The organism is Comamonas suwonensis (assembly GCF_012844455.2).
GTDB lineage: Bacteria > Pseudomonadota > Gammaproteobacteria > Burkholderiales > Burkholderiaceae_C > Comamonas > Comamonas suwonensis.
Window position 1 is genome coordinate 132817 of sequence record NZ_JABBCQ020000003.1, and the last position, 12873, is coordinate 145689.

Below are 12873 nucleotides of genomic sequence, written 5' to 3' on the forward strand. Positions count from 1 at the left end.
CCGCCTTCAAGAGGCGGCTTTTCTATAGGCTAGATGGCTGGAAATTAATCCAGAGCCAGACCTGCCTTCTTGATGACTTCGCCAAAGCGCTTGCTTTCAGCAGCCATAAAGGCCTTGAATTCAGCGGGTGTGGGATTGAAGGATTCGTAACCGAAGGCGGTGAACTTGTCCTTGACGTCTTGACCCGTCAGAGCCAGGCGTGTATCGGCTTGAATCTTCTCGATCACGGCAGCCGGTGTGCCGGGGCGCACGGCCAGGGCGTTCCAGCCGATCACGGCGTAGTCCTTAGGGCCACCCGATTCGGATACGGTCGGTACGTTCTCGAAACCGGCAATGCGCTTGGGACCGGCGACAGCCAGGAAACGCAGCTTGCCGCCACGCACCAGGGGGCCTGCTGTGCCCAGAGAGCCCAGAGCAAAAGTCAGCTCGCCATTGGCAACGCCTTGATACAGCTGGCTGGTTTCCTTGTAGATCACGTGCTCCATCTTGGTGCCGGTCTGGTTTTCCAGCAGGGCCGATCCCAGGTGCACGGGGTTGCCCACAGACCAGGAGCCGTAGTTCAGCTTGCCGGGGTTGGCCTTGGCGTCTGCAATCAGATCGCCAATGGTCTTGTAGGGGCTGTTGACGGGAACGCAAACAAAGAAGAAGTTGCGGAACAGCGGCAGCAGAATTTCGAAGTCCTTGTTCAAGTCGTAGGGCAGCTTCTTGAACAGGTGGGGGTAGGCGGCGATGTGGACGTTGTCCAACTGGATCATGTCTGTGCCGTCTGTGGCACCACGCTTGAATTCACTGATGGCGATGAAGCCGTTGCCACCGGGGCGGTTTTCCACCACCACAGGCTGGCCCCAGGCGCGGCCCAGCTTGTCGGCCACGAGGCGCGACAGGCCGTCAGGGCCACCACCCACGGGGAAAGGGTTGATGATGCGCGAGGACTTGGTGGGCCACTTGGCGCTTTGCGCAAAGCTGGGGGATGCCACGGCAGCGGCAATCGCGCCCAGCGCGAATGCGGCTTGGCGACGGCTCATATTGAGCGATTGAGTCATTTTTTGTCTCCCTGGAAGGACTGTCAGTGATGAGCTGCGTGTTTTGTCACGCATTGTTGATCTCGTCGGCTGTTGTTTTTAGATATTTATGCCCAGTTGATTACATTGTGTCACTGGGGCTTAAAACACCTAGGCCTAGCTGGGGCTAGCAGCTATAGCAAAATAGCATAGCTTGTATTGAGAGGTGGATGACATGAATTTGCAGCAAATTGAGACCTTTGTGCGAGTCGCCGAAGTGGGCAGCTTCAGCAAGGCCGCAGTGCTGCTGGACACCGCTCAGCCTGCGCTCAGTCGCCAGGTGCGGGCGCTAGAAACCGAGTTGCGCGAAACCTTGCTCATTCGTACGGGCCGCGGCGTTACGCTGACGGATGCGGGCCGACGCCTGCTGGAGCATGGCAATGCCATCATGCAGCGCGTGGCGCTGGCCAAGGAAGATTTAAGCAGTCAGCGCGATGAGCCTGTGGGCCGCATCACGGTGGGCTTACCGCCCAGCCTGGCGCGGCGGCTGACCCTGCCTTTGATTGATATTTTCAGCCGGGAGATGCCCAAGGCGCGGCTGGCCGTGGTGGAAGGCTTCTCGATGAATATCTCGGAGTGGCTGACTTCGGGGCGCATGGATCTGGGGCTGGTTTACACACCTGAGCCGCACCCGCAAATTGAAGTCACGCCCGTGCTGGAAGAGCGTCTGTGTCTGATTGGCCCAGCCAGTGCCTTGGCGGGTCGCACCAGCATTCCGTTTGAGCATCTGGACGAGTTTCCGCTCATCATGCCCCAACATGGGCAGATTTTCCGCAAGCTGATGGAGGCGCAGGCCACGCTTTCTCAGGTCAAACTCAATGTGGTGTGGGAAGTTTCCAGCGTGCCAGCCATTCTGGACCTGGTGCGTGGCGGCTATGGCTATGCGGCGCTGACCGATAGCGCCATGCATAGCCATGCCACCGATGCCGCGCTGGTCGAGGTGCCCATCAAGTCACCGCATATTGTCAGCACGCTGTGTCTGGTGCAGCCGGCCAAGAAAAAATCCACGCCTTTGATGCGGCGCTCGGCGGAGTTGCTGCGCAGGCTCAGCGTTCAGGTCTGCTCGGTGGAGAGTGGGCATATCTGATTTTGAATCAAATATGCCTCTATCCCTTTTATTGAAAGCGCTTTTGGCTATAAAAAACATAGCTTTAAAGCAAGGGGCGCAGGGTTCTGGCGGCCTCCTGCAGCAGCGGCAGAATCTCTTGCTGCATGATTTGCGGGCTCATGCGCTTGGCGGAGGTGACGACGTTCAGCGCTGCGATGGTGCGCCCCTGCATATTGCGCAGTGGCACGGCCACGGCCTGAATGGCCAGTTCATGCTCTTCAAGCGCCAGGCAGTAGTCGAGGCGGCGCACCTCGTTCAGCAGGGTTTTCAAGTTCGCCGTATCCGACACCGTATGCGCGGTGAGTTTGGGTAGGTCATACGTGGCCAGCCAGTCTTGCAGCTCGGCAGGCGAGAGCGATGCCAGCAGCACCCGGCCGGTTGATGTGGCATGGGCGGGCAGGCGCGTGCCAAGGTGCAGGCCGTGGGCCATCAGTCGCTGGCCCCTTTCATGCACGGCACTGCGCGCGACGATGACGACTTCGCTGCCCTCGCGCACCACGCATGAGTAGGAGAGGCCGGTTTGCGCGGCAAGTTTGTGCAGCACGGGCTGCACGATGCGTGGCAACTGGGCTGAAGCGAGATAGCTGCCGGACAGACGCAGCACCTTGGGCGCCAGCCAGTAGTAGCTGCCGTCCGTTTCAAGGTAGCCCAGATAGGCCAGGGTGAGTAAATGTCTGCGTGCGGCGGCGCGGGTAATCCCCGCGCGATTGGCGGCCATGGTGGCATTCAGGCGCTGGCGTTCAGTGTCAAAGCTCTCCAGCACGGCCAGACCTTTGGCAAGGCCCGCAATAAAGTCGGCTGGGGCAATGGAGGGGGAGTTGGGCTCACTCATGAAATGTGCTTCCAATCTGTTTTTGTGCGATTGTCGTTCTTATTGTGCGATTGTCGCGCAAACAACGCTTCTGAGCTTTGCCTTGATGCAGCACAAAACTTAGTCTTGTGGCCGTACTCAATCAGCACCGGCCTGTACAGCAAGTACCGCGCCGGGGCTGCCTGAAAGTATTTAAGCCATAACAAGGAGTCACACATCATGCGTACACAAGTAGCCATCATCGGTGCCGGTCCCGCAGGTCTTTTGCTCGGTCAGCTGCTCTACAAGGCAGGTATCGACAACATCATCATTGAGCAGCGCAGCGCCGACTATGTGCTGGGCCGTATCCGCGCCGGTGTGCTGGAGCAGGTGACGGTGGATCTGCTCAAGCAGGCGGGTGCAGACAAACGCATGAATGAAGAAGGTCTGCCGCACGACGGCATTGAGCTGCTATTCAAGGGCCAGCGCCATCGCATCAATCTGCATGACCTGACCGGCGGCAAGCGCGTGATGGTCTATGGCCAGACTGAAGTGACGCGCGACCTGATGGCGGTACGCGCTGAAGAAGGCCTGACTACGGTTTATGAAGCCAGTAACGTGCAGCCTGTAGCCTTTGAGAGCGCCAAGCCCAAGGTGCGCTATGAAAAAGACGGCCAAGTGCATGAAATCGAATGCGATTTCATTGCTGGCTGCGACGGCTTTCACGGCATCTGCCGTGCAAGCGCCCCTCAGGACAAGATCAAGACCTTTGAAAAGGTCTACCCGTTCGGCTGGCTGGGCCTGCTGTCCGATACACCTCCCGTGTCGCACGAGCTGATTTATGCCAACACCGAGCGCGGTTTTGCCCTGTGCAGCCAGCGCAGCGCCACCCGCAGCCGCTACTACCTGCAAGTGCCGCTGACCGACAAGGTCGAAGACTGGAGCGACGAAGCCTTCTGGGAAGAACTCAAAAAGCGTCTGGACCCCGAAGCGCGCGCCAATCTGGTGACCGGCCCTTCGCTGGAGAAAAGCATTGCACCGCTGCGCAGTTTTGTGACCGAGCCCATGCGCTTTGGCCGCATGTTCCTGGCCGGCGATGCGGCGCACATCGTGCCGCCCACCGGTGCCAAGGGCCTGAATCTGGCGGCTTCCGATGTGGGCTATCTGTCGCAAGCCTTCACCGAGTACTACAAGGACAACTCAGAAGCCGGTATTGATCGTTATTCCGAGCAATGCCTGCGCCGCGTCTGGAAGGCGGAGCGCTTCTCGTGGTGGATGACTTCCATGCTGCACAACTTCCCCAATGAGGGCGAGTTCAACACCAAGGTACAGGAAGCCGAGCTGGACTACATCGTCAATTCTGTAGCCGGTTCGACCTCGTTGGCCGAAAACTACGTGGGCCTGCCACTGGTGTAAGTCCTCCGTTGCATGGCTCTCGTCACGGTCGTGACGAACGCCTTGGTGCCTGCTGTCGGTACCGGGCTTTGACTGCCCGCATCGCTTGCGTGATGCGGGCAGTTTTGCGTGCATTCATGCAAATTGGTTGGTGCAGCCTTGCGTAAATATCGATGCTGGACGAGATGTCAGCGCGCGCTACGAGGAGTAAGCTTGCCCACCTTATGGCGCACATCATGTTCTCTCCTCCCTACATCCCGCCGGCTCAGGCGGCCCAGTCCTTGCGCACGCACGGTTATGCCGTGCTGCAGCCCGAGGATTTTGCCCAGTGGATGGGCTTGAGTGTGAATGATCTGCAGGCCATGGATGCCGACTGGCAGGGCCTGCCGCCCGATGCATTTCTCAAAGACGGTGGCCGCTACCGTCGCCGTCGCCACTCCTGCTTTGTGAGCGATGGCGATCACGTGCATCAGGTGCCACACCGCGCGCATTGGCAGCCTGTGGAGTACAACGCACTGCACGGCGGTATGCAGCGCATGTTCGATCCCATGTTGGATGCGACCACCCATAGTCCGGCCTGGCTGGCGATGATCAATGCGCTGGGTCAGCTGGCCGATCAGGTCTTTTGCGCCGATGAAATGCATGAGCGCTGGTTTGTGGAAGCACACCAGTTTCGCATTGACACCACCGATGGCATTGGTCGCCCCACACCGGAAGGCGCGCACCGTGATGGCGTAGATCTGGTCGCAGTGCTGATGGTGAACCGCCAGGGCGTGAAGGGGGGGGAGACCCGCGTGTTTGAAGCCACGGGCCCCAACGGCCAGCGTTTTACGCTGACCGAGCCCTGGTCCATCATGCTTCTCGATGATGCGCGCATGATTCATGAAACCACGCCCATTCAACCGGCAGAGCCCGGCGGCGTGCGCGATACCCTGGTGCTGACCTACCGCCGTGGCAATTTTCAGGGTGCGGACTTGCAGGGGACGGCTTCTTGATTGCTGCAATCAGAGGGGTTTAAAAAAGTTGAGCAAAACTGTAACGTATTCAGGTCATCAAAGTGATGACGGGGACGCTGCATGATGCGCGTCCGAGGGTGAAGAGAGGACAGAGAGCTTCACCGAGCTATTCAACAAATTAAAAGAAACTGGCCAACACCACGCCCCACAAGGCGTGGTTTTTTGTGATGAATCGTCTTTACGCCCTTAGTCTATCTACACTGACCGCTCTTATAACGATAGTGGCTTGCTCGCCCACTGAAAACCCATCGCTGCAGGCTCATACCAAGGAACCCACCATTTACTTTCGTAATGGTCTGGAAATTCAGGTTGGCGAGAACGCCATACCGATTCATGGCGTGGAAGCATGCCCCTATGGCCTGGCCGCGCCGGCGGGTGCTGTTGTCAATATGAATGATGCCAAGTGCCTTCGCCTGGCGGATGACACCGAGCAAATCGTGGTGATGCTGGATATGCCAGACGGCGTCGTGCAGGAAGAATGGACCGTGCGCCGCGATGGCCCGAGCAAGCCCGACGAACCGGCTTTCAAGCATGTCTCACTGCTGCGTCCCGATGGAACGCGCATCACGATTACTGAAAAGTCGGACAAGCTGCTGGACAAGTGCTACGAATACGAGGCTGCTCACGTCTGTATCTGATGGGTCTCTGATGAGGCGTTGGGGCGGGACTTCAGGGTTGATTCAGATCAACACGCTGAGGCATGATGCAGGCAGACTGAACGTATCACACGGCGGTATTGCTTGACTCCGATGCCGCCACAACCCATAAGGAGACGCCTATGTCCATGTTCAATCACATTCTGGTTCCGGTCGATGGCTCCAACCCCTCGCTGCTGGCCGCGCGCAAGGCAGCAGAGCTTTCCAAGGTGTTTGGCAGTGCCGTCACGGCGGTCTATGTGGTGGACCCCTATCCCTTCACCGGCGTAGGTGCGGACTTTGCCTATGGCCAGTCGCAGTATCTGAGCGCAGCTACGGCTGAGGCCAATACGGCACTGGATGCCGTCAAGACCATCATGGAAGAAGCGGGCGTTCCCGTGAAAACGCTGGTAGGCGAGGGTCATGCCGTGCATGAAGGCATTGTGAACACCATGGTCAGCGTGGGGGCCGATCTGATTGTCATGGGCTCGCAAGGCCGCCGCGGACTTGAAAAGCTGATGCTAGGCAGCGTGACCCAGCGCGTGCTGGGTGCCGTCAAAATCCCTGTCCTCGTCGTACGCGAATAAAAGCCGCTCACATTAAACAAAAGACCTCCGATGGAGGTCTTTTTCATTACAGGGCGCAGTACTGAATCAAGCACGGCCCAACAAAGGGGCGGTAAGCAAGAGCCGACTCGCGGCGATGCTGCCGTCCCCCTTGGGGGAAGCGGCAAAGCCGCTCAGGGAGTTACTGAATACTAGCGCCCGAAGCTTCAACGATGGCTTTATTGGCCTTGAAGTCGCTCTGGAAGAATTGCTCAAATGCCTGCACGCTCATGGCCTTGGGCTCGGCGCCCTGCGTCAGGATGGCTTCCTTGACTTCAGGCATGGCCAGGAGCTTGTTCACCTCTGCGTTGACCTTGTTCACGATGGGGGTGGGCGTGTTGCGGGGCATGAAGATGCCGTACCAGGTACTCACGTTAAAGCCTTTGAGACCAGACTCAGCCAGCGTAGGCGTCTCAGGCAGCGAGGTGGAGCGGGCGGCAGAGGTGACCGCAATGGCGCGCATCTTTCCGGCCTTGATCTGACCAATGGCCGATGGAACGGACGAGACCAGCAGGTCCACATTGCCAGACAGGGCATCCATCATGGCAGGGTTGGAGCCCTTGTAGGGCACGTGCGTGAGCTGAATGCCTGCGGCTTTTTCCAGCATCACGCCGGCCAGATGAATGCTGGTGCCGTTGCCGGGCGAGCCGTAGGTAATCTTGGAAGGATTCTTTTTGGCTGCCGCCACCACATCCGCCAGCGTCTTGTAAGGCGAGTTGGCTGCCGTGGCAATCACGATGGGGGTGTAGGCCACGTGGGCCACGGGCGTCAGATCGCGAGTGGGGTTCCAGGGCAGGCTTTTGTACAGATAGGGGCCCAGAACCACATTGTCTTTCTGGCCCATCACCATGTCATAGCCCGTGGGTGCAGATTTCACTGCTTCGGTAATGCCAATGGTGCCGCCTGCGCCAGCGCGGTTGTCGGGCACGACAGACCATTTGCTGACTTCGGTGAGCTTGCTGGCAATCACGCGCGAAAGAATGTCAGTGCCGCCGCCCGGCGGGAAAGGCACGATCATGCGCACAGGCTTGTTCGGATAGTCCTTGGCGAGGTCTTGTGCTGCGGCGGAGAAGCTCAGGCCCGTGCTTGCGATCACGGCTGTGCTGATGAGGATTTGGCGAAACATGAAAAAGAAACTCCAGAGACGAACGGGGGAGCGCTGGCCCGCATAAAGGGCGGCGCAGTCGCTGCTGGTGTCATGGGCTGATAAGCCTAAAACCAGCGTCACGGAAGGTGGGCTTTTCGATGATCGGGGAGGGTGGTTCCGCCATCAATGGGTATTTGTCTTTACCGGAGAGCGCGAGCCATGCGGTACGGACATGGCAAGCCAGCATTCGCGCGCGCTGCACGGCAGGGTTGCTGCATGTACTAGCACGGGGGCAGCGTACCGATCGGGTGTCGCTGCCGTTGTGGCCCACGGGCGCGGATTGCGGCTCTTTGCAGCCTTGCAGCTGCTTCAGAACAGTGGAAACATTCTGCCACGCATGCAAGGCTTGCAAGGGCTTACCTCGCGAATAGCTTGCCTCGCAGCACAGATTTTTGCTTTGTTCATTAGTCCAAAGTAAAAAAGCCGCTGACGCTTATCCATCAAGCGCCAGCAGCTATGCTTTTGAGGCGAAAGTAGCTCAGGCTTGGCGCACATCGGCGACAACTTGATCGCCAAAATCAGGCCGCTCAAGCCAGGCCAGCACGCGGGCTGCGGCATCACCTGCCGAAGTCAGCTGGCCATTGGCGTGCAGACCGGCAAAGCGCTCTACATCGGGGAAGTCGCCAGTGGCTGCACTGCGCAGCTGCACCTGCATATCGGTATCAATCACACCCGGTGCCAGCGACACAATGCGCGCGCCGTTGGGCTTGGCCGCTTCTTCCAGCGCTACGCAGTTGCTGAACTGGTCCATGCCCGCCTTGGCCGTGCAGTAACTGGCCTGCGATGCCATGGCGCGGCGGCCCAGACCGGAGGAAATATTGAGCACTTTGCGTGGAATGCTCCAGCCTTCGGTGGCGCTCAGAAAGGCCCCGGTCAGCGCCATGGGGGCTTCAAGTCCCACACGCATGGCGTTGATCATGTCGGCCGCAGGCACCTGCGACAGCGGTGCAATCTGCGGCATGACGCCTGCGTTGTTGATAAGGGTGATGCTGGCCCAGTCGCTGCGTTTGAGCGTGCCCAGCCAGGTGGCGAGGCGCTGTGCGGCCGCTGCGCTCTGGGACAGGTCTTGCTCCCATTGCAATAGCTGCTCGGGCTTGCTGGCGCTGGCAGCCAGCTCTGCGCTGGTCTTGCGGGCAATGCTCAGCACTTGTTGGCCTTGCGCCAGAAGTTGCTGGCCCATGGTAAGGCCCATACCGCGTGAGCCGCCGGTGAGAATCGTCAGATGCTTGGTCATGTCGGCCATCTTACGGTTGATTGGTGACAGAAAAAACAGGCCCCGCAGATTTGCATCCGGCGGGGCCTGTGCATCATGACGCGCGCTGCGCTCAGTGATTCAGTGCGCCATCAATGGCCCAGATAGGCCTTGCGCACATCATCATTGGTCAGCAGATTGGCTCCGGTATCTTCCAGCACCACCTTGCCGGTTTCCAGCACATAGCCACGGTCGGCGATCTGCAGGGCACGGTTGGCATTTTGCTCGACGAGGAACACCGTCACACCCGCAGCGCGAATGGTCTGAATGATCTCGAAGATCTGCGCAATGATCAGTGGAGCCAGACCCAGTGTGGGTTCATCGAGCAGCAGCAGGCGAGGCTTGCTCATCAGCGCGCGGCCAATGGCCAGCATCTGCTGCTCGCCGCCCGACATGGTGCCCGAGCGCTGCACGGCGCGCTCCTTGAGGCGCGGGAACAGCGTGAAGACATGCTCAATGCCATCGGCAATTTCGTTCTTGTTCAGAAAGAAGGCACCCATCTGCAGGTTCTCGGTCACCGTCAGGTCTTTGAAGACACGGCGGCCTTCGGGCGAGATGGCGATGCCGCGGCGCATGATGTGGTGGGTGGACATCTGGGTGATGTCTTCGCCCTCGAATGCAATGCGCCCGCTGCTGGCACGCGGGTTGCCGCACACCGTCATCAGCAGCGATGTCTTACCCGCTCCATTGCTGCCGATCAGGGTGACGATCTCGCCTTGGTTGACATGCAGGCTGACCTGATTGACGGCGCAGATCGCGCCGTAGTGGGTGGAGACTTGGTTTAGCTCCAGCATCGATTTGCTCATCAGGCTTCTCCCAGATAGGCCTTGATGACCCGTTCATCATTGCGAATCGCTTCGGGCAGGCCCATGGCGATGGGCTTGCCGTATTCCATGACCAGAATGCGCTCGGAGACGCCCATGACCAGACCCATATCGTGCTCGATCAGCAGCACGGTCACGCCATACTGCGTGCGCAACTGGTCTATGAGTTGCTGCAGGTCTTTCTTCTCCTGCGGATTCAGACCGGCGGCGGGCTCGTCCAGCATCAGCACGCGAGGCTTGGTGATCATGCAGCGCGCAATTTCAAGGCGGCGCTGGTGGCCGTAGGCCAGATTGCCCGCCTCACGGTTGGCAAACTGGCGCAGGCCCATGACATCCAGCCATTGCAGGGCGTTTTCCACCTTTTCTTCTTCGGCTCGGCGGTAAGCGGGCGTGTTGAACAGACCGCTGAGCAGGTTGACCCGGCCCGTGCTGTGCTGGGCGACCAGAAGGTTTTCCAGCGCGGTCATATTTTTGAACAGGCGCACGTTCTGGAAGGTGCGCACCACGCCGTGATTGGCCACCTGATGGCTGCTTTGCCCGGCAATGCTTTGCCCGTTGAGCACCACTGCGCCACCCGATGGCTGGTAGAAACCGCTGATGCAGTTGAATACGGTGGTCTTGCCCGCGCCATTGGGGCCGATGATGGCAAACACTTCCTGCGGGCGCACGTTGAAGCCCACGCTGTCCACGGCCAGCAGGCCGCCGAAGCGCATGCACAGGTCTTTGACTTCTAGCAAATACTCGCTCATGCGCTTGTCCTGCCTGTGGTTGTAGTTATAAAAATAATAGCGTTGATAGGCAGAGTCATGCTTTGATCTCCACCTGATGGCGCTTCATGGGCAGCAGACCTTGCGGACGCCAGATCATCATCAAGATCATGACCAGACCGAAGATCAGCATGCGGTATTCAGAGAACTCGCGCGCCAGCTCGGGCAGGACCGTCAGGATGATGGCCGCCAGAATCACGCCCAGTTGCGAGCCCATGCCACCCAGCACCACGATGGCCAAAATGAGCGCGGACTCAATAAAGGTAAAGGATTCGGGGTTCACGATGCCCTGGCGTGCCGCAAAAAATGCACCGCCAAAACCCGCAAACATGGCACCCAGCGTGAAGGCCGAAAGCTTGATCTTCATGGGGTTCATGCCCAGGGAGCGGCAGGCAATTTCGTCTTCGCGCAGCGCTTCCCATGAGCGGCCAATAGGCATGCGAATCAGGCGGTTGCTGATGAACAGCGTCACCATGGCTAGCAGCAGCGCCATCAGATAGAGCGCGATCACCATGTGCATGGAGTTGAACTCTAGCCCGAAAAACTGGTGAAAGGTCGTGCCACCCTCAGTCACGGGGTTGCGTGTCATGGGCAGGCCAAACACCGTGGGCTTGGGAATGCTGGAGATGCCGTCAGGCCCGCCCGTGACGCTGGTCATATTGGTCAGCAGCAGGCGAATGATTTCGCCAAAGCCCAGTGTCACAATGGCCAGATAGTCGCCGCGCAGGCGCAAGACCGGAAATCCTAGTACAAAGCCGAAGAGGGCGGAAGCGGCGCCCGCCAGCGGCAGGGCTTGCCAGAACGACCAGCCGGCCCAGTGGAACAGCAGCGCATAGGTATAGGCGCCTACAGCGTAAAAGCCCACAAAGCCCAGATCCAGCAGGCCGGCAAAGCCGACCACCACGTTCAGGCCCAGGCCCAGCATGACGTAAATCATGGCCAGAGTCGCAATGTCCACTGCGTTGCGGCCCGCGAAAAACGGCCAGGAGGCTGCCATCATCAGCACCACAAAGATGACGACATTGCGTGTGCCCGACTTCATCTGCGGCATGGCCGGCAGGCTGACTTTGGGCATCTTGCCTGTGAGCAAGGGCTTGAGCATTTGGCCGACGAACACGATGACGCAGGCCCAGATAGTCCAGCGCCAGTCCGGGGCAATCTGGGTGCGCATGCCTGCGCGCTCCAGATGCAGGCTGAAGACGGGGGTGACGACAATGGCTGTCATCACCGTGGCGATCAGCGCATCGCGAAAGGAAGCGGAAAAGCTGTACTTCATCAGACCTTCTCCACTTCAGGTTTGCCCAGCAGGCCGGAGGGGCGGAACATCAAGATGGTGACCAGCAGACCAAAGGCCACGATGTCTTTGTACTCCGACGAGATGTAGGCCGCAGCAAAGGTCTCGGCCACACCCAGAATCACCCCGCCCAGCATGGCTCCGGGGATGGAGCCAATGCCGCCCAGTACCGCAGCCGTAAACGCCTTGATACCTGCCAGAAAGCCGATGAAGGGGTTGAGCTTGCCCACAGCCAGCGCAATCAGCACACCGCCTACGGCAGCCAGCACGGCACCCAGCACAAAGGTGAAGGAGATGACTTTATTGGTGTCAATGCCCAGCAGGTTGGCCATGTGCATGTCCTGCGCGCAGGCGCGCGAGGCGCGGCCCATGCGCGAATGCTTGATGTACATGGTCAGGGCAATCATCAGCAGCACGGTCACCACGATGATGAGTACGCGGGTGTAGGGGATGAAGACCTCGAAATCACCCATGTGGAAGTTGATGGCACCCGGCAGCAGCGATGGCACGGCCATGTCGCGTGCGCCCTGGCCCAGAGCCACCCAGTTCTGCAAGAAGATGGACATGCCGATGGCCGAGATCAGCGCCACAAGGCGCGGGCTCTGGCGCACAGGCTTGTAGGCCACCTGTTCGACCACCAGGCCATAGACGCCGGTGACGAAGACGGAGACCACCAGCATCAGGCCGATGATGGCCCAGATGGGCAGGCCGCTTTGCGTGCCCACCGCCGAAAGCGTGACGAGGCCGATATAGGCCCCGAGCATGTAGATGTCACCGTGGGCGAAATTGATCATGCCGATGATGCCGTAGACCATGGTGTAGCCAATGGCGATCAGGGCGTAAATGGCTCCGAGTGAGAGCCCGTTGAATAGCTGTTGTATCAGCTGGGGAAGAAAATCTGACATGTAACGCCACCCTTGAAACAGGAAAAGGCCCGAGGGCCAGATATCAAACATCCGCGGGCGTGGCCCTCGCCACT

General features: G+C 59.3%; 13 protein-coding genes. 5 read left to right on the forward strand and 8 right to left on the reverse strand.

Annotated features, from left to right (window positions below):
* Positions 1 to 44 precede the first annotated feature (44 nt).
* Entirely contained in the window at positions 45 to 1043 is a 999-nt protein-coding gene (locus tag HF327_RS04400) for a Bug family tripartite tricarboxylate transporter substrate binding protein (RefSeq protein ID WP_169107088.1), read from the reverse strand.
* Positions 1044 to 1236: 193 nt separating this feature from the next.
* On the opposite strand from HF327_RS04400, the gene HF327_RS04405 reads away from it, so the two are divergent.
* Entirely contained in the window at positions 1237 to 2148 is a 912-nt protein-coding gene (locus HF327_RS04405) for a LysR family transcriptional regulator (protein ID WP_169107089.1), read from the forward strand.
* 64 nt (positions 2149 to 2212) lie between these two features.
* On the opposite strand, the gene HF327_RS04410 is transcribed toward HF327_RS04405, so the two are convergent.
* Positions 2213 to 3001 carry an IclR family transcriptional regulator domain-containing protein gene (locus HF327_RS04410; protein ID WP_169107090.1) on the reverse strand — a complete coding sequence of 263 codons (789 nt, stop codon included), beginning with the start codon at positions 2999 to 3001 and terminating at the stop codon, positions 2213 to 2215.
* Between the two features lie 198 nt (positions 3002 to 3199).
* Here HF327_RS04410 and pobA point away from each other — a divergent pair, with 198 nt between their 5' ends.
* The 4 genes from pobA (at position 3200) to HF327_RS04430 (ending at position 6592) form a co-directional block, all read left to right on the forward strand.
* On the forward strand, positions 3200 to 4375 hold the full coding sequence (gene pobA / locus HF327_RS04415; RefSeq protein ID WP_169107091.1) for a 4-hydroxybenzoate 3-monooxygenase: 1176 nt from the start codon (positions 3200 to 3202) through the stop codon (positions 4373 to 4375).
* 203 nt (positions 4376 to 4578) lie between these two features.
* Entirely contained in the window at positions 4579 to 5349 is a 771-nt protein-coding gene (locus HF327_RS04420) for a 2OG-Fe dioxygenase family protein (protein WP_169107092.1), read from the forward strand.
* A 188-nt stretch (positions 5350 to 5537) separates the two neighbouring features.
* Complete coding sequence (locus HF327_RS04425) at positions 5538 to 6008, forward strand: hypothetical protein (RefSeq protein ID WP_169107093.1); 471 nt, start codon at positions 5538 to 5540, stop codon at positions 6006 to 6008.
* Positions 6009 to 6154: 146 nt separating this feature from the next.
* On the forward strand, positions 6155 to 6592 hold the full coding sequence (locus HF327_RS04430; RefSeq protein ID WP_169107272.1) for a universal stress protein: 438 nt from the start codon (positions 6155 to 6157) through the stop codon (positions 6590 to 6592).
* Between the two features lie 160 nt (positions 6593 to 6752).
* On the opposite strand, the gene HF327_RS04435 is transcribed toward HF327_RS04430, so the two are convergent.
* From HF327_RS04435 to livH, 6 genes are all read right to left on the reverse strand, one after another.
* Positions 6753 to 7736 (reverse strand): Bug family tripartite tricarboxylate transporter substrate binding protein, encoded by a 984-nt coding sequence (locus tag HF327_RS04435; RefSeq protein WP_169107094.1) that lies wholly within the window; start codon positions 7734 to 7736, stop codon positions 6753 to 6755.
* 499 nt (positions 7737 to 8235) lie between these two features.
* Complete coding sequence (locus HF327_RS04440; RefSeq protein WP_198460412.1) at positions 8236 to 9000, reverse strand: SDR family NAD(P)-dependent oxidoreductase; 765 nt, start codon at positions 8998 to 9000, stop codon at positions 8236 to 8238.
* A 101-nt stretch (positions 9001 to 9101) separates the two neighbouring features.
* Positions 9102 to 9815 (reverse strand): ABC transporter ATP-binding protein, encoded by a 714-nt coding sequence (locus HF327_RS04445; RefSeq protein ID WP_169107096.1) that lies wholly within the window; start codon positions 9813 to 9815, stop codon positions 9102 to 9104.
* On the reverse strand, positions 9815 to 10582 hold the full coding sequence (gene livG, locus HF327_RS04450) for a high-affinity branched-chain amino acid ABC transporter ATP-binding protein LivG (RefSeq protein ID WP_169107097.1): 768 nt from the start codon (positions 10580 to 10582) through the stop codon (positions 9815 to 9817). The genes HF327_RS04445 and livG overlap by 1 nt, the downstream gene beginning before the upstream one ends.
* 55 nt (positions 10583 to 10637) lie before the next feature.
* The gene (locus tag HF327_RS04455) at positions 10638 to 11876 is read right to left on the reverse strand and encodes a high-affinity branched-chain amino acid ABC transporter permease LivM (protein ID WP_169107098.1); all 1239 of its coding nucleotides are present in this window, start codon (positions 11874 to 11876) and stop codon (positions 10638 to 10640) included.
* Positions 11876 to 12799, reverse strand: coding sequence for a high-affinity branched-chain amino acid ABC transporter permease LivH (gene livH, locus HF327_RS04460; RefSeq protein ID WP_099737974.1), 924 nt, complete (start codon positions 12797 to 12799; stop codon positions 11876 to 11878). The genes HF327_RS04455 and livH overlap by 1 nt, the downstream gene beginning before the upstream one ends.
* Positions 12800 to 12873 lie beyond the last annotated feature (74 nt).

Coding starts and splice junctions, on each gene's coding strand:
- HF327_RS04400 (WP_169107088.1), bottom strand. CDS start 1,043: ATGACTCAATCGCTCAATATGAGCCGTCGCCAAGCCGCATTCGCGCTG.
- HF327_RS04405 (WP_169107089.1), top strand. CDS start 1,237: ATGAATTTGCAGCAAATTGAGACCTTTGTGCGAGTCGCCGAAGTGGGC.
- HF327_RS04410 (WP_169107090.1), bottom strand. CDS start 3,001: ATGAGTGAGCCCAACTCCCCCTCCATTGCCCCAGCCGACTTTATTGCG.
- pobA (WP_169107091.1), top strand. CDS start 3,200: ATGCGTACACAAGTAGCCATCATCGGTGCCGGTCCCGCAGGTCTTTTG.
- HF327_RS04420 (WP_169107092.1), top strand. CDS start 4,579: ATGGCGCACATCATGTTCTCTCCTCCCTACATCCCGCCGGCTCAGGCG.
- HF327_RS04425 (WP_169107093.1), top strand. CDS start 5,538: ATGAATCGTCTTTACGCCCTTAGTCTATCTACACTGACCGCTCTTATA.
- HF327_RS04430 (WP_169107272.1), top strand. CDS start 6,155: ATGTTCAATCACATTCTGGTTCCGGTCGATGGCTCCAACCCCTCGCTG.
- HF327_RS04435 (WP_169107094.1), bottom strand. CDS start 7,736: ATGTTTCGCCAAATCCTCATCAGCACAGCCGTGATCGCAAGCACGGGC.
- HF327_RS04440 (WP_198460412.1), bottom strand. CDS start 9,000: ATGGCCGACATGACCAAGCATCTGACGATTCTCACCGGCGGCTCACGC.
- HF327_RS04445 (WP_169107096.1), bottom strand. CDS start 9,815: ATGAGCAAATCGATGCTGGAGCTAAACCAAGTCTCCACCCACTACGGC.
- livG (WP_169107097.1), bottom strand. CDS start 10,582: ATGAGCGAGTATTTGCTAGAAGTCAAAGACCTGTGCATGCGCTTCGGC.
- HF327_RS04455 (WP_169107098.1), bottom strand. CDS start 11,876: ATGAAGTACAGCTTTTCCGCTTCCTTTCGCGATGCGCTGATCGCCACG.
- livH (WP_099737974.1), bottom strand. CDS start 12,799: ATGTCAGATTTTCTTCCCCAGCTGATACAACAGCTATTCAACGGGCTC.